Origin of the sequence: Trabulsiella odontotermitis (genome assembly GCF_001297775.1) — a bacterium.
In the GTDB taxonomy this organism is placed as follows: domain Bacteria; phylum Pseudomonadota; class Gammaproteobacteria; order Enterobacterales; family Enterobacteriaceae; genus Trabulsiella; species Trabulsiella odontotermitis.
Map to the genome: position 1 here is coordinate 13,483 of NZ_LIFX01000020.1, position 19,944 is coordinate 33,426.

A 19,944-nucleotide genomic window follows, 5' to 3' on the forward strand; every position below is an offset into this window, starting at 1 on the left:
GTTATTACTGCGCGGGCGGCAGACGGCGGTACAGTTCAATCATGTCGCCAGCCAGATCCTGAATCACCATGGCGTTCATCAGGTGATCCTGCGAATGAACGGTAATCAGATTCACCGGCAGTTTTCCGGTGCCTTCGTCGAGCCCAATCAGTTTCGTCTGGATGGTATGGGCGTGCTTAACAAATTCGCGCGACTCTTCCATCGCTTTTTCCGCATCAGCAAACTCACCCCGGCGCGCCATTTGTAATGCGGTGAGGGCAGAACTGCGGGCGGCGCCTGCATTAACCAGCAACTCCATGATCGTGGTTTCTAAATCTTCCATGTTTACTCCATCAGTTTGAGCGCTTTATCAAGCACGGCGTCGCCTTTCATCATGCCGTAATCCATCATGTCGATCACCGCGACTTTCTTACCCAGCGGCTCGGCCTGCGCCTGGAGTTTTGCCAGCTCGTATTTGACCTGCGGGCCCAGCAGGACGATATCTGCCGTGGCGAGATTGTCCTTAAACTCGGCCACTGGCACGGCCTTGATGGAGACTTCCACGCCTTTTTTCTGGGCCGCATCTTTCATACGTTGAACCAGCATGCTGGTGGACATCCCTGCGGCACAGCATAAAACAATGTTCTTCATAACTCCCCCTCGTGGTTGTCGATAGATATTCTTTATCCCGTGCAGAACCGGAGAACAACTGCTTTGCGGTGATTGTGTGTAAGTCATCACAAAAAATGAAACCGGTTACAGTCTTGTTTTCTGGCATAAAAAACAAGCCATCGAGGGCAGGGCGGACAGAGGAAGAAGGTGTCCGCCCTGGTCAACGTCCACTGCTGACGGAAAGCAGAGTAGCGAACCGGGAAAGCATGCTCAATTTCCCGGTTCTGGCTTTGCGATGTGTTATCAGCGACTTTCCTCTGCGCGACAAGACGTTGCGCGATTATTGCGAGGCGCGTCCCAACCAGCTGTCCCAGTCTTTCCATACCGGCTGTAATCCCTGGGCGATTAACGCGCTTGCGACCTCTCCCGGGCGGCGGCCATCATGCGGTGCGAACTGCTCCAGTTCAGGGTGATCATCAGCATAACCACCGGGCTGGGTTTTAGAGAACGCGCTGACGTTATTGATGGCTAAGGGGATCACGCGGTCGCGGAACCAGGGGGATTCACGAGTCGAAAGCGACAGCTCAACTTCCGGCGCCAGCAGGCGAAACGCGCAAATCACCTGCACCAGTTGGCGCTCATCCATAATAGATGCCGGTTCAATGCCGCCTGTACAAGGGCGCAGACGCGGGAAAGAGATCGAATAGCGGCTCTTCCAGTAGTGATGCTGCATCCACAGCAGATGCTCGGCCACCATGTAGCAATCCACCCGCCAGCTATCGGACAGGCCGATTAACGCGCCAAGACCAATCTTGTCGATACCGGCTTTCCCCAGCCGGTCCGGGGTTTCCAGCCGCCAGACGAAATCCTGTTTATTGCCCTTAAGATGATGCTGTGCATACATCACTTCGTGGTAGGTTTCCTGGTAGACCATCACACCGTCCAGGCCGAGCGTTTTCAGCTCGGCATAGTCCGCTTGTGACATCGGCTGCACTTCCATTTGCAGTGAGGCAAAACGACGGCGGATCGCAGGCAGATGCTGGCGAAAATAGTCCATTCCCACTTTTTTCTGATGCTCGCCAGTGACCAGCAGCAGATGCTCAAAGCCCAGCTCGCGGATAGCGGTGCATTCGCGATCAATCTCCTCGGCATCAAGCGTCTTACGTTTAATGCGGTTGCTCATTGAAAAACCGCAATAGGTGCAGTCGTTAGCGCAGAGATTGGAAAGGTACAGCGGCACATAGAAGCTGACGGTATTGCCGAAGCGCTGGCGTGTCAGCCGCTGCGCACGTTGCGCCAGAGGTTCGAGATACGCGCTGGCAGCAGGCGACAGCAACGCCATCATGTCATCCCGCGTTAACTGACGGGCGGCAATTGCCCGCTCAACGTCGGCGGGCGTTTTGCTGTTAATGCGCAGGCGAATGTCGTCCCAGTCGAGCTGGCGCCAGCGTTCGGTGAAGGTGCTCATGACAGCGCCTCCAGAAAACCGGTCAGCGGGCTGGTGGCCTGTGCCTGAACACTGCGCGTGCCTGGCACGGCGTCGCGTGCCAGTAACCCGGCGTCGACAGCCAGACGAAACGCCCGCGCCATTTTCACCGGGTCATCTGCCACGGCGATGGCCGTGTTAACGAGCACCGCGTCAGCACCCATTTCCAGCGCCTGCGCGGCATGGCTGGGTACACCAATACCGGCATCCACCACCACCGGCACGGTGGCCTGTTCGATGATGATCTCCAGCATCGCGCGGGTTTCCAGCCCCTGGTTGGAGCCAATCGGTGCGCCCAGCGGCATGACAGCGGCACAACCGACCTCTTCCAGGCGTTTGCACAATACGGGATCGGCTCCGCAATACGGCAACACCACAAATCCCTGCTGTACCAGTTTTTCCGCTGCTTTCAGGGTTTCGATCGGGTCCGGCAGTAACCAGCGGGCATCCGGGTGGATCTCCAGCTTCAGCCAGTGCGTGCCAAGTGCTTCCCGCGCCAGCTGTGCGGCAAAGATGGCCTCTTCCGCCGTTTTAGCGCCGGAGGTGTTGGGCAGTAGCGTCACGCCTGCATCAAGCAGTGGCGCAAGAATGGCGTCGTTATGCTCGTGCACATTGACGCGCTTCATCGCCAGCGTGACCAGCTGGCTACCGGACGCGCGAATGGCCTCCACCATCAGTTGCGGCGAGGCAAACTTGCCGGTGCCGGTAAAGAGATGTGATTCGAATGTTTTGTCTGCGATGCGTAACATATCAACCTCCTGCAATGACCTGAAAAAGCAGGATGTTGTCGCCGTCCTGCAGAGGGTGAACTGCCCATTGTTCGCGCGGCAGCACCTGTTGATTCAGCGCCAGCGCGATACCGGGTTTGTGCTGCCCCAGTTGTTCGAGCAGATCCGCCACGGTAGATCCCCCGGCGCACTGGACCGGTTCGTCGTTAAACTGGATCTGCATGTCGTCCTCCGCATACCGGGCAGCACAAGGAGCGGTTCAGCGCCAGCGTCCGCCAGCCGCTGGTACGGGCATCGAACAACCGTAGCTCGTTGCGGACGGTATCCATGCCGCTCAGTAATTTGATGGCTTCGAGCGCCTGTAATGTACCCATCACACCCACCACCGGCCCGACAATACCGGCGTTACGGCAGTTGCGTTCCGGCTCGTGTTCGTCCGGCCACAGGCAGCGATAGCAGCCCTGCGTCCACGGTGGCGTCAGTACCATCAACTGACCGCCAAACCCGACGGCGCTGGCGGTAATCAGCGGCGTATTGAGCGCCACGCAGGCGGCGTTGATTGCCTGCCGCGTCGCCATGTTATCGGTGCAGTCCAGCACCACATCCGCTTTCGCCACTTCCTGCCGTAACGCCTCACCGGTCAGTCGTTGCCGGAGCGCAATCAGCTCGATTTGCGGATTAAGCTGATGAAGACGTTGCTGCGCCACCTGGGCTTTTGGCTGCGCGATATCATCGCTGGTATACAGGATTTGCCGCTGCAGGTTGCTGAGGTGCACCTCGTCGTCGTCGGCTAACACCAGCGTCCCGACGCCTGCCCCGGCCAGATACAGCGCGGCGGGCGATCCCAGACCGCCAAGCCCGACAATCAGTACCCGGCTGGTGAGCAGTTTTTGCTGGCCATCGACCGCGATATCCTCAAGCAGCAACTGGCGGCTGTAACGCATGAAATCATGGTCATTCATCGCCAGCTCCTGCCATTTCAAGCAATTGCGCCGTTGCCATCTGCCAGTCCGGGGCCTGGGTAATCGCACTGACGACGGCAATGCTGCCAACGCCGGTGGCCAGTACCGATGGCGCGCGATCGAGGCTGATACCGCCGATGGCGACGGTGGGGTAATCATTAAGCCGCTGGATGTGCGACGCCAGCTGCGCCAGCCCCTGCGGGGCGGACGGCATCTGCTTGGTTTGCGTCGGGAACACATGCCCCAGGGCGATGTACGACGGCTTAACCGCCAGCGCGACGTCGATTTCCATATCGTCATGTGTCGATACGCCAAGCCGCAGCCCGGCATCGCGGATGGCCTGCACATCAGTGGTTTCCAGATCTTCCTGGCCAAGATGCACGCCATACGCCTGATGTTTGATCGCCAGCCGCCAGTAGTCGTTGATGAACAGCCGGGCGCGGTAACGGCGGCCCAACTGGATCGCGTGGATCACATCCGCTTCGACCTCATCGTCAGGCAGATCTTTAATTCTCAACTGGATGGTCCGTACGCCCGCCTCCAGCAGACGCTCGATCCATTCCACGCTGTCGACCACCGGATACAGTCCGAGGCGGAAGGGAACGGGGGGAAAATCAGGCTGATACATTACGCTTCCTCCTGCTTCAGATAGATTTCGCCTCCTTTGGCGCGGAAGCTGTTCGACATATCCGCCATACCGGCTTCGATGGCCTGCTTCGCGGCGTAATCACGCACTTCCTGCGTGATTTTCATCGAGCAGAATTTCGGGCCGCACATGGAGCAGAAATGCGCCACTTTGCCGGATTCCTGCGGCAGGGTTTCATCGTGATACGCGCGGGCGGTGAACGGGTCGAGCGCGAGGTTAAACTGATCTTCCCAGCGGAATTCAAAGCGCGCTTTTGACATGGCATTGTCGCGGATTTGCGCACCCGGATGGCCTTTCGCCAGGTCAGCGGCGTGAGCGGCGATTTTGTAAGTGATAAGCCCCTGTTTAACATCCTCTTTATTCGGCAGGCCGAGGTGTTCTTTCGGCGTCACGTAGCACAGCATCGCACAGCCGAACCAGCCGATCATCGCGGCGCCAATACCAGAAGTGAAATGGTCATAGCCCGGTGCAATATCGGTGGTCAACGGGCCGAGAGTGTAGAACGGCGCTTCTTGGCAGTGTTCCAGCTCTTCAGTCATGTTGCGGCGGATCATCTGCATCGGCACATGCCCCGGACCTTCGATCATCACCTGAACGTCATACTCCCAGGCGATTTTCGTCAGTTCGCCCAGCGTGTGCAGTTCGGCGAATTGTGCTTCATCGTTGGCGTCCTGAATCGACCCCGGACGCAATCCGTCACCCAGCGACAGCGAGACGTCATAGGCGGCGCAGATCTCGCAGATGTCGCGGAAGCGCTCATAGAGGAAATTCTCTTTGTGATGCGACAGGCACCATTTCGCCATAATCGAGCCGCCGCGGGAGACGATGCCGGTCAGGCGTTTGGCGGTCATCGGCACGTAGCGCAGCAACACCCCGGCGTGAATGGTGAAGTAGTCGACACCCTGTTCCGCCTGCTCCAGCAGTGTGTCGCGGAACGCTTCCCACGTCAGATCTTCGGCGATCCCGTTGACCTTCTCCAGTGCCTGGTAGATCGGTACGGTGCCGATCGGTACCGGGCTGTTGCGCAGGATCCACTCGCGGGTTTCATGAATATAACGTCCGGTTGACAGGTCCATCACTGTGTCGGCGCCCCAGCGGGTCGACCACACCAGTTTCTCCACCTCTTCTTCGATGGAAGAGGTCACTGCGGAGTTGCCGATATTGGCATTCACTTTCACCAGGAAATTGCGGCCGATGATCATCGGCTCTGATTCCGGGTGGTTGATGTTCGCCGGGATAATCGCCCGGCCTGCAGCCACTTCGTCACGGACAAATTCCGGGGTGATGTTTTCTGGCAGGCGCGCGCCGAACCCTTCACCGGGATGCTGCTGGCGCAGCACTTCACTGCGGATCCGCTCGCGGCCCATGTTTTCGCGAATGGCGATAAACTCCATTTCCGGCGTGACGATCCCCTGACGGGCGTAGTGCAGTTGGGTGACGCGTTTGCCAGCTCTGGCGCGCTTTGGCGTCAGTAATCCGTTGAAGCGCAGATCGTCAAGGCCGTCATCGGCAAGACGGGCTTTGGTGTACGCCGAGCTGCGTTCGGCCAGCGGCTCGCTGTCGCCACGCGCGTCGATCCACGGCTGGCGCAGTTTTGCCAGCCCCTGCTGCACGTCGATGGCAACCGCCGGATCGCCATAGGGGCCGGAAGTGTCATACACCGGCACCGCTTCATTGTCTTCGTACTGCGGATTGTCTTTGCTGCCGCCGATAAGCGTCGGGCTGAGCTGGATCTCGCGCATCGGAACGCGGATGTCCGGCTGTGAACCCTGAATGTAAATACGGGCAGAATTAGGGAAAGCGGTGCCTTCCAGCGTGTCGATAAAGTGTTGGGCGTGTTCGCGTTGCTCGCGACGGGTCAGTTTTGTAGTAGACATAGCTCATTCCAGAAAAGAGGACGTGGCTTGTCAGACGACGGAGGGAGTAATGGTGATTATTGCCCGAAAGGGCGACCGCCTGTGGCGAATTACTCTTGTTCCCTTCGCAGGTTTTAGCCTGATCAGGTTCCGCGGATCCCGAATAAACGGTCTCAGCCCGTGTTTTTCATTTTCAACACTGGGCACTCCGACAAGAAGCACCCCTCACTGAAGAGGGGATCATTATGTAAACTACTCGTTAATGCTTAAGAACTCAAGCGAGGGCTTTCGACATTGCTGGCGTCACTGGCAACAGGATTTTGCTGATTGTTCTGCGCCAGCACAATCAGGTTATCTTCCAGCATAAACCGCGCGGCCAGCGCTTCGCCAATGCCGGACAACGATTGCTGGAATTCCAGATAGTTGTCGTTATCGATGGCATTTTCGAGGCTGGAGTCGTAATAATCCATGATCTGCTGAGTGTTGGCTTCCAGCCGCGAATAGAGTTTTGTTGCCTCTAAATGTGGGCTATTTGCTTCCAGTTCACGGATAATACGTTCATAAATTTTAAAATGTCCGGCGGAGAGGTAGTCCACCAGGCTCTGACAGAAATCATCGAGCGCTTTTTCGTTCAACCGCATATACGATTCTTTGCCAGGCTTGATGCCAACCAGATTATAGTAAGCAACGAGCAGATGCTTACGTACGTGCAGCCATTGATCGATAAACTGATTACTTCCGCCAACGCGTTCCGTCAGGCTTTCTAGCTGGTTTAGCATGTTTGACTCCGCAAGTTTAAAAGTAAAAAAACTGCTCACCCGGGAAATGTAAAAACTATGTTATCAAATTGCCAGTGAAGCCAAGGTAGTGCAATAGATATGGATCGTATAATTGAAAAATTAGATCGTGGCTGGTGGATCATCAGCCATGAACAGAAATTATGGCTCCCCGCGGGAGAATTGCCTTACGGCGAGGCGGAAAAATACGATCTGGTCGGGCAGACCGCGATGCAGATCGGGGAATGGCAGGACGATCCCGTCTGGCTGGTGCAGCAAAATCGCCGCTATGATATGGGATCGGTACGTCAGGTGATTGATCAGGATGTCGGGCTATTTCAACTGGCCGGGCGCGGCGTACAACTGGCTGAATTTTACCGCTCGCATAAATTCTGTGGTTACTGCGGGCACACGATGCACCCCAGCAAAACCGAATGGGCGATGCTGTGCAGCCATTGCCGGGAACGCTATTATCCGCAAATTGCCCCCTGCATCATCGTCGCCATTCGCCGTGACGATTCCATCCTTCTGGCGCAGCACACCCGTCACCGCGGCGGCATTCATACCGTGCTGGCGGGATTTGTTGAGGTGGGGGAAACGCTGGAGCAGGCGGTGGCGCGAGAAGTCATGGAAGAGAGCGGGATAAAAGTCAAAAACCTGCGTTATGTGACCTCGCAGCCCTGGCCGTTCCCGCAGTCGTTAATGACCGCGTTTATGGCGGAGTATGAGAGTGGCGACATCGTTATCGATCCCAAAGAGCTGCTCGAAGCGAACTGGTATCGCTATGACAATTTGCCACTGTTGCCGCCACCGGGAACCGTTGCCCGCCGCCTGATTGAAGATACCGTGGCATTGTGCCGGGATGATGATTACTGACGTGTTACACTGAGCGCCTGACGCATAAAGGAACTGCAAAATGACCGAACTGAAAAACGATCGTTATCTGCGTGCGCTGCTGCGCCAGCCCGTTGATGTCACCCCGGTATGGATGATGAGACAGGCGGGCCGTTATCTGCCGGAATACAAAGCCACTCGCGCGCAAGCGGGCGATTTTATGTCGTTATGCAAGAACGCCGAACTGGCCTGCGAAGTGACGCTTCAGCCGCTGCGTCGTTATCCGCTGGATGCGGCGATCCTCTTTTCGGACATCCTCACCGTGCCGGACGCGATGGGCCTCGGGCTCTATTTCGAAGCGGGCGAAGGGCCGCGTTTTACCTCACCGGTGAAGAGCAAAGCGGATGTCGACAAATTACCGATTCCTGATCCTGAGCAGGAACTGGGGTATGTCATGAACGCTGTGCGCACCATTCGCCGCGAGCTGAAAGGCCAGGTGCCGCTGATCGGTTTCTCCGGGAGTCCGTGGACGCTGGCGACCTACATGGTGGAAGGCGGCAGCAGCAAAGCCTTTACCGTTATCAAAAAAATGATGTACGCCGATCCCGCGGCGTTGCATGCGCTGCTTGATAAGCTGGCAAAAAGTGTCACCCTTTATCTGAATGCGCAAATTAAAGCGGGCGCGCAGGCGGTGATGATTTTCGATACCTGGGGCGGCGTGCTGACTGGTCGCGACTATCAGCAGTTCTCGCTCTACTACATGCACAAAATCGTTGATGGCCTGCTGCGTGAAAACGACGGGCAGCGCGTGCCGGTGACGCTGTTCACCAAAGGCGGCGGTCAGTGGCTGGAAGCGATGGCCGAAACTGGCTGTGACGCGCTCGGGCTGGACTGGACGACCGATATTGCAGACGCGCGCCGTCGCGTGGGCGATAAAGTCGCGCTGCAGGGCAATATGGACCCGTCAATGCTGTACGCCCCGGCGGTGCGCATTGAGGAAGAGGTTGCCACGATCCTCGCGGGCTTCGGGCATGGCGAAGGGCATGTGTTCAACCTCGGCCATGGCATTCATCAGGATGTTCCGCCAGAGCACGCTGGCGTGTTTGTGGAGGCGGTGCATCGACTTTCTGAGCCGTATCATCAGTAAGGAGCCGTTATGGATCTCGCGTCACTACGCGCGCAACAACGTGAACTGGCCTCATCCGTGATCCACGAGGATCGTTTAGATAAGGATCCTCCGACGTTGATCGCGGGTGCTGACGTGGGGTTTGAGCAGGGCGGCGAAGTCACTCGCGCGGCCATCATCCTGCTGAAGTATCCTTCGCTTGAGCTTATCGAACATCAGGTGGCGCGCGTCGCCACCACCATGCCTTACATTCCTGGCTTTCTCTCCTTCCGTGAAACCCCGGCGCTGAGCGCGGCCTGGGCGCAGCTTTCGCAAAAACCGGATCTGCTGTTTGTGGATGGTCACGGTATCTCGCATCCGCGTCGCCTTGGCGTTGCCAGCCATTTTGGCCTGCTGGTGGATGTGCCGACCATTGGCGTGGCGAAAAAACGCCTGTGCGGTAAATTTGAACCGCTGTCGCCAGAGCCCGGTGCGCTGGCGCCGTTGATGGATAAAGGCGAGCAACTGGCGTGGGTGTGGCGCAGCAAGATCCGCTGTAATCCGCTCTTTGTGTCAACCGGCCACCGCGTCAGCATCGACAGCGCGCTGGAATGGGTGCAACGCTGCATGCGCGGTTACCGTCTGCCGGAACCGACACGCTGGGCTGACGCCGTTGCGTCGGGCCGCCCGGCGTTTGTTCGTTGGCAGGAAATTCAGTGATGATTCAGGTACACTGCCGCTAATTTTCGAATCCGGGATGACATCATGTTACAAAACCCCATTCATCTGCGTCTGGAGAAGCTGGAAAGCTGGCAGCACACGACGTTTATGGCCTGCCTGTGCGAACGCATGTATCCGAACTACGCGATGTTCTGCAAGGAGACGGAGTTTGGCGATCCGCATCTTTACCGCCGTATTCTCGATTTAATCTGGGAAACGCTGACGGTAAAAGAGGCGAAGGTGAACTTCGACAGCCAGCTTGAGAAGCTGGAAGAGGCGATTCCGGCGGCGGACGACTACGATATGTATGGTGTCTATCCGGCTATCGATGCCTGTGTGGCGTTAAGCGAACTGGTGCACTCGCGTTTAAGTGGTGAAACGCTGGAGCATGCGGTCGAAGTCAGTAAAACGTCCATCACCACAGTAGCGATGCTGGAAATGACCCAGGCCGGTCGTGAAATGACCGACGAAGAACTGAAAGAAAACCCGGCGGTAGAACAGGAATGGGATATCCAATGGGAAATTTTTCGTCTGCTTGCGGACTGCGAAGAACGCGACCTGGAACTGATAAAAGGGCTCCGTGCAGACCTCCGCGAAGCTGGCGAGAGCAATATTGGTATAAATTTTAAGCAATGAGACGACAAAACGTGATTTACCGCGTGATTTGTCGTGCCTGAAGGCTTCACATCTGCCCCCCGTCTGGTCTACATTTGGAGGGCGAAAAAAAGTGGCTATCGGTGCGTATATGCAGGAGAGTGCTCTTAAGGCATATCCGTCGCACTCGATGCTTAGCAAGCGATAAACACATTGTAAGGATAACTTATGAACAAGACTCAACTGATTGATGTAATTGCGGACAAGGCTGATCTGTCAAAGGCACAGGCAAAATCTGCTCTGGAATCCACCCTGGCTGCTATTACTGAGTCTCTGAAAGAAGGTGATGCTGTACAACTGGTTGGTTTCGGTACCTTCAAAGTGAACCACCGCGCTGAGCGCACTGGCCGCAACCCGCAGACCGGTAAAGAAATCAAAATCGCCGCAGCTAACGTACCGGCATTTGTTTCTGGTAAAGCACTGAAAGACGCAGTTAAGTAAGACAGCGTGGCAGTGAACAGTTTTATCGAAGGGGCGGTTTCGCCCCTTTTGTCCCTCTGGCGTCGTGTGCTGACGCTGACGGGCGTACTGTTGCTGTCAGCCTGTAGTCATGACTCCTCGCTTCCGCCGTTTACCGCCAGTGGTTACGCGGATGATCAGGGCGCGGTACGCCTGTGGCGTAAAGATGCCGACGGCGAGACCCATCTCCTTGCCGCTTTCAGCCCCTGGCGAAGCGGAAACACCTCAACCAGCGAATACCGCTGGCAGGGCGATACGCTGACGCTGATTGAACTCAACATCTACAGCAAGACGCCCGAACACATTCGCGCCCGTTTCGACGATCACGGCGAACTCAGCTTTATGCAACGTGAAGTGGACGGGCAGAAACAGCAGCTTTCCAGCGATCAAATCGCCTTGTACAAATTCCGGGCAGAGCAACTCCGTCTGACCAGTGACGCGCTGCGTCACGGGCGTGTGGTGCTGCGCCAGGGTCGCTGGCATGCCGATCAAACGGTCACTACCTGTGAAGGCCAGACGGTGAAGCCTGACCTTGAAGCATGGGCGTTATCGCGCATTCAGCGCCGCCAGAACCACTCTTCTCTGGAAGTGAGCGTCGCCTGGCTTGAGGCGCCGGAAGGGTCTCAGTTGCTGTTAGTGGCAAACGAAGACTTCTGTACCTGGCAGCCGCAGGAAAAAACCTTCTGAGATTACCAGCGGCCCATGCCCATACCCATGCCCATGTGACCGCCGCCACGATGCATTCCGCCGCCACAACCGCCGTAACCCATTCCGGCACCGCGCGGCACGCCGGATTCCGCTAACGCAATATCAAACTTCACGCGCTGCTGGTCGAGCTGCTGATTCAGCGTTGCCATCTCGTTCGCTACGGACTCGATTTTCGCGCTGTCCGGCGAGCTGGCGGTGATCAGTGCATTATACTCATAGCGTTTTGACATCAATTGCTGACGTAACTGGCTGGTCTGCGTGTAGTAATCGTTATGCAATTTCTGCAGCGTGGTTTGCTGCTCTGGCGTCAGCTGGTTGTAACCCTGACCGCCCATGCCGTAGCCGGGTTGGGCCAGTGCTGCGCTGCTGCCAATCGTCAGCGTGGCGATAGCGATCAGTGCGAGGGTGAATCCTTTATTTCGTTTCATCGTCTTTTCTCCTTATTGAACCATTCATCTCCTTATTTGCATCTTCCATGCCAGGCGCAAAAACCCCGCAGAGACAGGGGCGTTCAAGGGAGAAGACAGACGCAACGAGTAAAAATGACTCGCCAGGGCATCGCAGGCGGGTCATTTTTACCCGGCAAAAGGGCCGGGATATGCCTGAAGACAAAGTTATCCGCCAGCAAAAGTGGCATGGTTTCTGCTGCACAGGGGAGAACATCAATGTAAAGGAAGTATTCATGAGCCTGATGCGTTTACCGAAAGGATCGGCCGCCAGCTGGTTAAGCGGATTGCTGGCGGGCCTGACGCTGCTGCTGATTGGCCTGTTCTCAGTGCTGATTGTTCGCGACTATGCGCGGGAAAATACCGCCGCACGGCAGAACCTGGAGGAAAAAGGGAGCGTATTAATCCGCGCGCTGGAGTCAGGGACGCGCGTCGGCATGGGCATGCGAATGCATCAAATGCAGCTACAGGCGCTGCTGGAAGAGATGGCCTGGCAGCCCGGCGTATTGTGGTTTGCGGTGACGGACGATGCGGGGCGGATCACCGCGCACAGCGATCCGCAACAGGTCGGTAAAACGCTGTATTCCGCCGCCACGATGCGCGAACTGAGTATCGGTGAGCAGGAGCGCTGGCGGCGGATCACCACACCTGAACCGGCGCTGGAGATTTATCGGCAGTTTCGCCCGCAGAATCCCGCGGGCAGGCACCACATGCGCATGATGTCCCGACACGGCATGAGTGATGTTGTTGCCCGCGGGCCACAGGTGATTTTCATTGCCCTGGACACCAGCGAACTGGACGCGACGCTGGCGAGAGAGCGGCGAAACATGATCATCATGCTCTGCGCCGCAGGCGTGGTGCTGTTCGCCACGGTCTCCGCGCTGTTCTGGTTTCGACGTTATCAGCGCTCATGGCTGCTGTTGCAGGAGGCGAACAAACGCAAAGAGAAACTGACGGCGCTGGGGCATCTCGCGGCGGGCGTCGCGCATGAGATCCGTAATCCGCTCTCATCCATTAAGGGCATAGCGAAATATTTTGCCGAACGCGCGCCGTCAGACAGCGAATCTCACGCGCTGGCGCAGGTGATGGCGAAAGAGGCCGACAGGCTGAACCGGGTGGTGAGCGAGCTGCTGGAGCTGGTGCGTCCGCCGCATCTTTCCCTGCAAGCGGTTGACGTCAATGCGCTGATCACCCATTCGCTGCAACTGGTGAGTCAGGACGCGAAGAGCCGGGACATTGAGCTACAATTTCACGCCCGCCCCGAACTGCGGCCGATTCAGGCCGATCCGGACAGGCTGACGCAAGTGCTGCTGAATCTGTATCTGAATGCGATTCAGGCGATCGGTCGCGACGGCACCCTTTCCATTGATGCCAGCGAGAGCGATGGCCAGCGGCTGAAAATCACGGTCAGCGACAGCGGGAAAGGGATCGCGCCGGAACAGCTGGAGGCGATTTTTACTCCCTATTTCACCACCAAAGCCGACGGTACCGGGCTTGGGCTGGCGGTGGTACAAAACATTATTGAACAGCACGGCGGGACGGTTCAGGTTGAAAGCATCGCAGGTGAAGGCGCCGTCTTTACGCTGTTTCTGCCGATGAACGCATCACAGAAGGACAGGCAAGGATGACTCGTACGAAGGTCAGTATTCTCGTTGTTGATGATGACATCAGCCACTGCACGATATTACAGGCGCTGCTCCGGGGATGGGGGTACGACGTTGTGCTGTCGTACAACGGGCGGCAGGCGCTGGAACAGGTGCGGGAGCGTATTTTCGATCTTGTGCTGTGCGATATTCGGATGGCGGAAATGGATGGAATTGAAACGTTAAAAGAGATCAAAGCCTACAATCCTGCGATTCCGATCCTGATCATGACCGCCTTCTCCAGCGTTGAAACTGCCGTGGAAGCGATTAAGTCCGGCGCGCTGGATTATCTGACGAAACCGCTGGATTTCGACCGCCTGGAGGAGACCATCGCCGGTGCGCTGGCCCATACGCATCAACCGTCGGTCACGTCGTCACCGGTTTCCGCCGTGCAATCTGGCATGGTAGGGCAGAGCCCGGCGATGCAGACGCTGTTAAATGAGATCGCGCTGGTGGCGCCTTCGGATGCCACAGTGCTGATTTGCGGCGAATCCGGTACCGGTAAAGAACTGGTCGCCAGAGCCTTACACGCCAGCAGCGGGCGCCGGGATAAGCCACTGGTGATCTTTAACTGCGCCGCGCTGAATGAATCATTACTGGAATCAGAACTGTTCGGTCACGAGAAGGGCGCGTTTACCGGCGCGGATAAACGTCGTGAAGGCCGTTTTGAGGAAGCGCAGGGCGGCACCCTGTTTCTGGATGAAATCGGCGATATCTCCCCGTTAATGCAGGTCCGGCTGCTACGGGCCATTCAGGAGCGCGAAGTGCAGCGCGTCGGCAGTAACAAAACGATCGCCATCGACGCCAGGCTGATTGCCGCAACGCACCGCAATCTGGCGGAAGAGGTGGCCGCGGGGCGTTTCCGCCAGGATCTTTACTATCGCCTGAACGTTGTGACCATTGAGATGCCTCCGCTGCGCCAGCGCCGGGAAGATATCCCGCTGCTGGCCGAACACTTCCTGCAACGCTACGGCGAGCGAAACCGTAAAACAGTCAAAGGTTTTACGCCGCAGGCAATGGATTTGCTGATCCACTATTCCTGGCCGGGAAACATTCGTGAACTGGAAAACGCCGTTGAGCGTGCGGTGGTGTTATTAACCGGCGAGTATATTTCAGAAAGAGAACTGCCGCTGTCGATTGCCAGCACCGTCGTGCCGGAGGCCGATGACACCGAAGAAACCGCGATTCAACCGCTGGTGGAAGTGGAAAAAGAGGTGATTCTGGCGGCGCTGGAAAAAACGGGCGGCAACAAAACTGAAGCCGCCCGTCAGTTGGGGATCACGCGTAAAACGCTGCTGGCAAAACTAAGCCGCTAGTTCTTCTCGCGTGCAATGGCACGATAGCCGATGTCGTTACGGTAGAAACTGCCGTCCCAGTGGATATCGTGCAGTAATTCATAAGCTCTTTTCTGCGCCTGCGCTACCGTCTCGCCGAGTGCCGTCACGCACAGTACGCGTCCGCCACTGGTCAGCACCTGATCGTCATCAGAGAGGCGGGTGCCCGCGTGGAAGACTTTACCGTCAGCAACCTCTTCCAGCGGCAGGCCGTGAATGATGTCGCCCGTGCGATAGCTGCCCGGATAACCACCGGCAGCGACCACCACGCCAAGCGAGGCGCGCGGATCCCAGCGTGAGGTTTTCGTATCCAGTTTGCCGTCACACGCTGCCAGACACAGTTCTACCAGATCAGATTGCAGACGCAGCATGATTGGCTGAGTTTCCGGGTCGCCGAAACGGCAGTTGAATTCAATCACCTTCGGGTTGCCCTGCTTGTCGATCATCAGACCCGCATAGAGAAAACCGGTGTAAGTATTGCCTTCCGCCGCCATGCCGCGCACGGTTGGCCATATGATGCGCTCCATCGTGCGCTGGTGGACCTCGTCGGTCACCACTGGCGCAGGCGAGTAAGCGCCCATACCGCCGGTATTCGGTCCGGTATCGCCGTTACCCACGCGTTTGTGATCCTGGCTGGTGGCCATCGGCAGCACATTCTCACCGTCCACCATCACAATGAAGCTGGCTTCTTCGCCATCGAGGAATTCTTCGATAACGATGCGGTGCCCGGCGTCGCCAAACGCATTGCCTGCCAGCATATCGTTGACTGCGGCTTCCGCCTCTTCCAGCGTCATCGCCACGATCACCCCTTTGCCCGCTGCCAGACCGTCTGCTTTGATGACGATTGGCGCGCCTTTTTCACGCAGGTAAGCCAGTGCAGGCTCCACTTCCGTGAAGTTCTGGTATTCCGCCGTGGGGATATTATGACGAGCGAGGAAATCCTTCGTGAACGCTTTTGAGCCTTCCAGTTGCGCGGCGCCTTCGGTCGGGCCAAAAATCGTCAGACCAGCGGCGCGAAACGCATCCACCACACCAATCACCAGTGGCGCTTCCGGGCCGACGATGGTCAGGCCGATTTTTTCGTTCTGCGCAAAGCTCAGCAGCGCCGGGATATCCGTCGCGCTGATGGCGACGTTTTGCAGCGCAGGCTCCAGTGCGGTGCCTGCATTGCCCGGGGCGACATACACGGTGTCAACCAGAGGCGACTGCGCGGCTTTCCACGCCAGCGCGTGTTCGCGCCCGCCGTTTCCGATGATTAATACTTTCATTCTCTGCTCCGTGGATTAATGGCGGAAGTGGCGCATGTCGGTGAAGATCATCGCGATACCATGTTCATCGGCGGCGGCGATCACTTCGTCATCACGAATGGAACCGCCCGGCTGGATAACGCAGGTGATGCCGACAGCCGCTGCGGCATCAATACCATCACGGAACGGGAAGAATGCATCCGACGCCATCGCTGACCCTTTCACTTCCAGCCCTTCGTCTCCGGCTTTAATGCCTGCAATTTTAGCTGAATAAACGCGGCTCATCTGGCCCGCGCCAATGCCGATAGTCATATTCTCTTTCGCATAGACGATGGCGTTAGATTTAACGAATTTCGCTACTTTCCAGCAGAACAGCGCATCACGCAGCTCCTGGGCGGTCGGCTGACGTTTGGTCACCACGCGCAGGTCGGCTTCGGTTACCATGCCCAGATCCCGGTCCTGAACCAGCAAACCGCCGTTGACGCGTTTGAAATCCAGACCCGCCTCGCGCGCTGCCCACTCACCGCAGGTCAGGACGCGGACGTTCTGTTTTGCGGCGGTGATTTTAAGGGCTTCCAGAGAGGCCGTTGGAGCGATTATCACTTCGACGAACTGACGGGAGATAATGGCCTGCGCGGTTTCCGCATCCAGCTCGCGGTTGAACGCAATGATGCCGCCAAACGCTGAGGTCGGGTCGGTTTTATAGGCACGATCGTAGGCGTCCAGAATGGAATCACTGACGGCGACACCGCACGGGTTTGCATGTTTCACAATCACACACGCCGGTTCGCTGAACGCTTTCACACATTCCAGCGCGGCATCCGTGTCGGCGATGTTGTTATACGAGAGCGCTTTGCCCTGCAACTGTTGCGCTGTCGCCACAGACGCTTCTTTCACATTCTCTTCTATATAGAAGGCGGCCTGCTGATGGCTGTTCTCGCCATAGCGCATATCCTGCTTCTTAATGAAGTTCAGATTGAGGGTACGCGGGAAGCGGCCGGACGGGGCGTCGGTGTCGCCGTGGTAAGCCGGCACCAGGCTGCCGAAGTAGTTGGCGATCATGCTGTCGTAAGCGGCAGTGTGCTCGAAGGCTTTAATCGCCAGGTCGAAACGGGTCGCGAGGGTGAGAGAACCTTCGTTGGCATCCATCTCTTTAATAATGGCGCTGTAGTCGCTGCTTTTCACCACGATGGCGACATCTTTATGGTTTTTGGCCGCGGAGCGCACCATCGTCGGGCCGCCGATATCGATATTCTCCACCGCGTCTTCCAGCGTACAGCCTTCACGCGCGACGGTCTGGGCGAAGGGGTAAAGGTTAACGACGACCATATCAATCGGAGAAATGGCGTGCTGCGCCATGATGTCGTCATCCTGACCGCGACGACCCAGGATGCCACCATGAACTTTCGGGTGCAGGGTTTTAACGCGTCCATCCATCATTTCCGGAAAACCGGTGTAGTCAGAGACTTCAGTCACCGGTAGGCCTTTCTCTGCCAGCAGGCGCGCGGTGCCGCCGGTGGACAGTAGCTCCACACCACGAGTGGAAAGTGCCTGTGCGAATTCGACGATACCGGCCTTGTCAGAAACACTGAGCAGAGCGCGGCGGACTGGACGACGTTGTTGCATGGTATAAATCCCCAGGATTTGAACATTACAGAGAGCGTTAGGTGAATTTTCCATAAAAAAACTCAACTAACGCGCCTGACCAGGCATCTTTCGTTTAGCGCGGCATTGTAACGAAAACGTTTGCGCGACGCTCGCGAATTTTCATTTTTTCTCGGCGTTGTGGATAAGTTTGTGTGTAAACAGGTATAACCCGGGGTTTTGCTGGGGAATGCAGCAATCAGTCATTTTTGTGTCATTTTTCTGTTGCGGGCTGCAGAGAACTCCCTATAATGCGCCTCCATCGACACGGCGCTTGTGAACAACATCACACAGCGACGAGACGTCGGAAGAGAAAAACGCTGAAATTCAGGGTTGACTCTGAAAGAGGAAAGCGTAATATACGCCACCTCGCGACAGTGCGCTGTAAGCCGCGTCGCAACTGCTCTTTAACAATTTATCAGACAATCTGTGTGGGCACTCGGAGTGACATGGATTCTTAACGTCTTCGGACGAAAAATGAATACCAAGTCTCAAAGAGTGAACACGTAATTCATTACGAAGTTTAATTCTTAGAGCATCAAACTTGAATTGAAGAGTTTGATCATGGCTCAGATTGAACGCTGGCGGCAGGCCTAACACATGCAAGTCGAGCGGCAGCGGGGGAAAGCTTGCTTTCCCGCCGGCGAGCGGCGGACGGGTGAGTAATGTCTGGGAAACTGCCTGATGGAGGGGGATAACTACTGGAAACGGTAGCTAATACCGCATAACGTCTTCGGACCAAAGTGGGGGACCTTCGGGCCTCATGCCATCAGATGTGCCCAGATGGGATTAGCTAGTAGGTGGGGTAACGGCTCACCTAGGCGACGATCCCTAGCTGGTCTGAGAGGATGACCAGCCACACTGGAACTGAGACACGGTCCAGACTCCTACGGGAGGCAGCAGTGGGGAATATTGCACAATGGGCGCAAGCCTGATGCAGCCATGCCGCGTGTATGAAGAAGGCCTTCGGGTTGTAAAGTACTTTCAGCGGGGAGGAAGGTGTTGTGGTTAATAACCGCAGCAATTGACGTTACCCGCAGAAGAAGCACCGGCTAACTCCGTGCCAGCAGCCGCGGTAATACGGAGGGTGCAAGCGTTAATCGGAATTACTGGGCGTAAAGCGCACGCAGGCGGTCTGTCAAGTCGGATGTGAAATCCCCGGGCTCAACCCGGGAACTGCATCCGAAACTGGCAGGCTTGAGTCTTGTAGAGGGGGGTAGAATTCCAGGTGTAGCGGTGAAATGCGTAGAGATCTGGAGGAATACCGGTGGCGAAGGCGGCCCCCTGGACAAAGACTGACGCTCAGGTGCGAAAGCGTGGGGAGCAAACAGGATTAGATACCCTGGTAGTCCACGCCGTAAACGATGTCGACTTGGAGGTTGTGCCCTTGAGGCGTGGCTTCCGGAGCTAACGCGTTAAGTCGACCGCCTGGGGAGTACGGCCGCAAGGTTAAAACTCAAATGAATTGACGGGGGCCCGCACAAGCGGTGGAGCATGTGGTTTAATTCGATGCAACGCGAAGAACCTTACCTGGTCTTGACATCCACGGAAGTTTTCAGAGATGAGAATGTGCCTTCGGGAACCGTGAGACAGGTGCTGCATGGCTGTCGTCAGCTCGTGTTGTGAAATGTTGGGTTAAGTCCCGCAACGAGCGCAACCCTTATCCTTTGTTGCCAGCGGTCCGGCCGGGAACTCAAAGGAGACTGCCAGTGATAAACTGGAGGAAGGTGGGGATGACGTCAAGTCATCATGGCCCTTACGACCAGGGCTACACACGTGCTACAATGGCATATACAAAGAGAAGCGACCTCGCGAGAGCAAGCGGACCTCATAAAGTATGTCGTAGTCCGGACTGGAGTCTGCAACTCGACTCCACGAAGTCGGAATCGCTAGTAATCGTGGATCAGAATGCCACGGTGAATACGTTCCCGGGCCTTGTACACACCGCCCGTCACACCATGGGAGTGGGTTGCAAAAGAAGTAGGTAGCTTAACCTTCGGGAGGGCGCTTACCACTTTGTGATTCATGACTGGGGTGAAGTCGTAACAAGGTAACCGTAGGGGAACCTGCGGTTGGATCACCTCCTTACCTGAAAGAACCTGCCT

20 protein-coding genes, 1 rRNA gene and 1 riboswitch are annotated in these 19,944 nt (G+C 56.8%); of the genes, 9 read left to right on the forward strand and 12 right to left on the reverse strand.

What is annotated here, in order from left to right:
- Positions 1–4: 4 nt before the first annotated feature.
- The 9 genes from AOY23_RS20945 to AOY23_RS20985 all read right to left on the reverse strand — a co-directional run bounded on the left by AOY23_RS20945 (position 5) and on the right by AOY23_RS20985 (position 7,048).
- Positions 5–322, reverse strand: a complete 318-nt coding sequence (locus AOY23_RS20945) for a PTS lactose/cellobiose transporter subunit IIA (protein WP_054181197.1) — start codon at positions 320–322, stop codon at positions 5–7.
- 2 nt (positions 323–324) lie between these two features.
- Positions 325–630 carry a PTS sugar transporter subunit IIB gene (locus AOY23_RS20950; RefSeq protein WP_054181196.1) on the reverse strand — a complete coding sequence of 102 codons (306 nt, stop codon included), beginning with the start codon at positions 628–630 and terminating at the stop codon, positions 325–327.
- Between the two features lie 301 nt (positions 631–931).
- Entirely contained in the window at positions 932–2,059 is a 1,128-nt protein-coding gene (gene thiH, locus AOY23_RS20955; RefSeq protein ID WP_054181195.1) for a 2-iminoacetate synthase ThiH, read from the reverse strand.
- On the reverse strand, positions 2,056–2,826 hold the full coding sequence (thiG, locus tag AOY23_RS20960) for a thiazole synthase (RefSeq protein WP_054181194.1): 771 nt from the start codon (positions 2,824–2,826) through the stop codon (positions 2,056–2,058). Before thiG ends, thiH begins: the two co-directional genes overlap by 4 nt.
- A gap of 1 nt (position 2,827) precedes the next feature.
- Positions 2,828–3,028: a sulfur carrier protein ThiS gene (gene thiS / locus AOY23_RS20965; RefSeq protein ID WP_054181193.1), complete on the reverse strand. Its 201-nt coding sequence runs from the start codon at positions 3,026–3,028 to the stop codon at positions 2,828–2,830.
- Positions 3,012–3,767 (reverse strand): thiazole biosynthesis adenylyltransferase ThiF, encoded by a 756-nt coding sequence (gene thiF / locus AOY23_RS20970; protein ID WP_054181192.1) that lies wholly within the window; start codon positions 3,765–3,767, stop codon positions 3,012–3,014. The genes thiS and thiF overlap by 17 nt, the downstream gene beginning before the upstream one ends.
- Positions 3,760–4,395 carry a thiamine phosphate synthase gene (gene thiE / locus AOY23_RS20975; RefSeq protein WP_054181191.1) on the reverse strand — a complete coding sequence of 212 codons (636 nt, stop codon included), beginning with the start codon at positions 4,393–4,395 and terminating at the stop codon, positions 3,760–3,762. Before thiE ends, thiF begins: the two co-directional genes overlap by 8 nt.
- A complete protein-coding gene (gene thiC / locus AOY23_RS20980) occupies positions 4,395–6,290 on the reverse strand; it encodes a phosphomethylpyrimidine synthase ThiC (RefSeq protein WP_054181190.1) in 1,896 nt (631 codons plus the stop codon). The genes thiE and thiC overlap by 1 nt, the downstream gene beginning before the upstream one ends.
- Positions 6,291–6,372: 82 nt before the next feature.
- Positions 6,373–6,490: riboswitch (TPP riboswitch) on the reverse strand.
- A 45-nt stretch (positions 6,491–6,535) separates the two neighbouring features.
- Positions 6,536–7,048 (reverse strand): Rsd/AlgQ family anti-sigma factor, encoded by a 513-nt coding sequence (locus AOY23_RS20985; protein ID WP_054181189.1) that lies wholly within the window; start codon positions 7,046–7,048, stop codon positions 6,536–6,538.
- A gap of 99 nt (positions 7,049–7,147) precedes the next feature.
- On the opposite strand from AOY23_RS20985, the gene nudC reads away from it, so the two are divergent.
- The 6 genes from nudC to AOY23_RS21015 all read left to right on the forward strand — a co-directional run bounded on the left by nudC (position 7,148) and on the right by AOY23_RS21015 (position 11,504).
- On the forward strand, positions 7,148–7,921 hold the full coding sequence (nudC, locus tag AOY23_RS20990) for an NAD(+) diphosphatase (RefSeq protein WP_054181188.1): 774 nt from the start codon (positions 7,148–7,150) through the stop codon (positions 7,919–7,921).
- 40 nt (positions 7,922–7,961) lie between these two features.
- Positions 7,962–9,026: a uroporphyrinogen decarboxylase gene (hemE, locus tag AOY23_RS20995; protein ID WP_054181187.1), complete on the forward strand. Its 1,065-nt coding sequence runs from the start codon at positions 7,962–7,964 to the stop codon at positions 9,024–9,026.
- 9 nt (positions 9,027–9,035) lie between these two features.
- Positions 9,036–9,704 carry a deoxyribonuclease V gene (gene nfi, locus AOY23_RS21000; RefSeq protein ID WP_054181186.1) on the forward strand — a complete coding sequence of 223 codons (669 nt, stop codon included), beginning with the start codon at positions 9,036–9,038 and terminating at the stop codon, positions 9,702–9,704.
- Between the two features lie 45 nt (positions 9,705–9,749).
- The gene (locus AOY23_RS21005) at positions 9,750–10,340 is read left to right on the forward strand and encodes a YjaG family protein (protein WP_054181185.1); all 591 of its coding nucleotides are present in this window, start codon (positions 9,750–9,752) and stop codon (positions 10,338–10,340) included.
- 186 nt (positions 10,341–10,526) lie between these two features.
- Positions 10,527–10,799 carry a nucleoid-associated protein HU-alpha gene (gene hupA / locus AOY23_RS21010; RefSeq protein WP_006816568.1) on the forward strand — a complete coding sequence of 91 codons (273 nt, stop codon included), beginning with the start codon at positions 10,527–10,529 and terminating at the stop codon, positions 10,797–10,799.
- A gap of 12 nt (positions 10,800–10,811) precedes the next feature.
- The gene (locus AOY23_RS21015) at positions 10,812–11,504 is read left to right on the forward strand and encodes a DUF1481 domain-containing protein (RefSeq protein ID WP_054181184.1); all 693 of its coding nucleotides are present in this window, start codon (positions 10,812–10,814) and stop codon (positions 11,502–11,504) included.
- 2 nt (positions 11,505–11,506) lie between these two features.
- Here the strand turns inward: AOY23_RS21015 and zraP are convergent, their stop codons facing one another.
- Positions 11,507–11,953, reverse strand: coding sequence for a zinc resistance sensor/chaperone ZraP (gene zraP / locus AOY23_RS21020; protein WP_054181183.1), 447 nt, complete (start codon positions 11,951–11,953; stop codon positions 11,507–11,509).
- 254 nt (positions 11,954–12,207) lie between these two features.
- On the opposite strand from zraP, the gene zraS reads away from it, so the two are divergent.
- A complete protein-coding gene (gene zraS, locus AOY23_RS21025) occupies positions 12,208–13,599 on the forward strand; it encodes a two-component system sensor histidine kinase ZraS (protein ID WP_054181182.1) in 1,392 nt (463 codons plus the stop codon).
- Entirely contained in the window at positions 13,596–14,930 is a 1,335-nt protein-coding gene (gene zraR / locus AOY23_RS21030) for a sigma-54-dependent response regulator transcription factor ZraR (RefSeq protein WP_054181181.1), read from the forward strand. The genes zraS and zraR overlap by 4 nt, the downstream gene beginning before the upstream one ends.
- Here zraR and purD read toward each other — a convergent pair.
- Together purD and purH are read right to left on the reverse strand one after the other, a co-directional pair.
- Entirely contained in the window at positions 14,927–16,216 is a 1,290-nt protein-coding gene (gene purD / locus AOY23_RS21035) for a phosphoribosylamine--glycine ligase (RefSeq protein WP_054181180.1), read from the reverse strand. The genes zraR and purD overlap by 4 nt on opposite strands.
- A 15-nt stretch (positions 16,217–16,231) precedes the next feature.
- On the reverse strand, positions 16,232–17,821 hold the full coding sequence (purH, locus tag AOY23_RS21040; protein WP_054181199.1) for a bifunctional phosphoribosylaminoimidazolecarboxamide formyltransferase/IMP cyclohydrolase: 1,590 nt from the start codon (positions 17,819–17,821) through the stop codon (positions 16,232–16,234).
- 564 nt (positions 17,822–18,385) lie between these two features.
- Here purH and AOY23_RS21045 point away from each other — a divergent pair.
- Positions 18,386–19,927, forward strand: a 16S ribosomal RNA gene (locus AOY23_RS21045).
- Positions 19,928–19,944: the final 17 nt, after the last annotated feature.

Coding starts and splice junctions, on each gene's coding strand:
- AOY23_RS20945 (WP_054181197.1), bottom strand. CDS start 322: ATGGAAGATTTAGAAACCACGATCATGGAGTTGCTGGTTAATGCAGGC.
- AOY23_RS20950 (WP_054181196.1), bottom strand. CDS start 630: ATGAAGAACATTGTTTTATGCTGTGCCGCAGGGATGTCCACCAGCATG.
- thiH (WP_054181195.1), bottom strand. CDS start 2,059: ATGAGCACCTTCACCGAACGCTGGCGCCAGCTCGACTGGGACGACATT.
- thiG (WP_054181194.1), bottom strand. CDS start 2,826: ATGTTACGCATCGCAGACAAAACATTCGAATCACATCTCTTTACCGGC.
- thiS (WP_054181193.1), bottom strand. CDS start 3,028: ATGCAGATCCAGTTTAACGACGAACCGGTCCAGTGCGCCGGGGGATCT.
- thiF (WP_054181192.1), bottom strand. CDS start 3,767: ATGAATGACCATGATTTCATGCGTTACAGCCGCCAGTTGCTGCTTGAG.
- thiE (WP_054181191.1), bottom strand. CDS start 4,395: ATGTATCAGCCTGATTTTCCCCCCGTTCCCTTCCGCCTCGGACTGTAT.
- thiC (WP_054181190.1), bottom strand. CDS start 6,290: ATGTCTACTACAAAACTGACCCGTCGCGAGCAACGCGAACACGCCCAA.
- AOY23_RS20985 (WP_054181189.1), bottom strand. CDS start 7,048: ATGCTAAACCAGCTAGAAAGCCTGACGGAACGCGTTGGCGGAAGTAAT.
- nudC (WP_054181188.1), top strand. CDS start 7,148: ATGGATCGTATAATTGAAAAATTAGATCGTGGCTGGTGGATCATCAGC.
- hemE (WP_054181187.1), top strand. CDS start 7,962: ATGACCGAACTGAAAAACGATCGTTATCTGCGTGCGCTGCTGCGCCAG.
- nfi (WP_054181186.1), top strand. CDS start 9,036: ATGGATCTCGCGTCACTACGCGCGCAACAACGTGAACTGGCCTCATCC.
- AOY23_RS21005 (WP_054181185.1), top strand. CDS start 9,750: ATGTTACAAAACCCCATTCATCTGCGTCTGGAGAAGCTGGAAAGCTGG.
- hupA (WP_006816568.1), top strand. CDS start 10,527: ATGAACAAGACTCAACTGATTGATGTAATTGCGGACAAGGCTGATCTG.
- zraP (WP_054181183.1), bottom strand. CDS start 11,953: ATGAAACGAAATAAAGGATTCACCCTCGCACTGATCGCTATCGCCACG.
- zraS (WP_054181182.1), top strand. CDS start 12,208: ATGAGCCTGATGCGTTTACCGAAAGGATCGGCCGCCAGCTGGTTAAGC.
- zraR (WP_054181181.1), top strand. CDS start 13,596: ATGACTCGTACGAAGGTCAGTATTCTCGTTGTTGATGATGACATCAGC.
- purD (WP_054181180.1), bottom strand. CDS start 16,216: ATGAAAGTATTAATCATCGGAAACGGCGGGCGCGAACACGCGCTGGCG.
- purH (WP_054181199.1), bottom strand. CDS start 17,821: ATGCAACAACGTCGTCCAGTCCGCCGCGCTCTGCTCAGTGTTTCTGAC.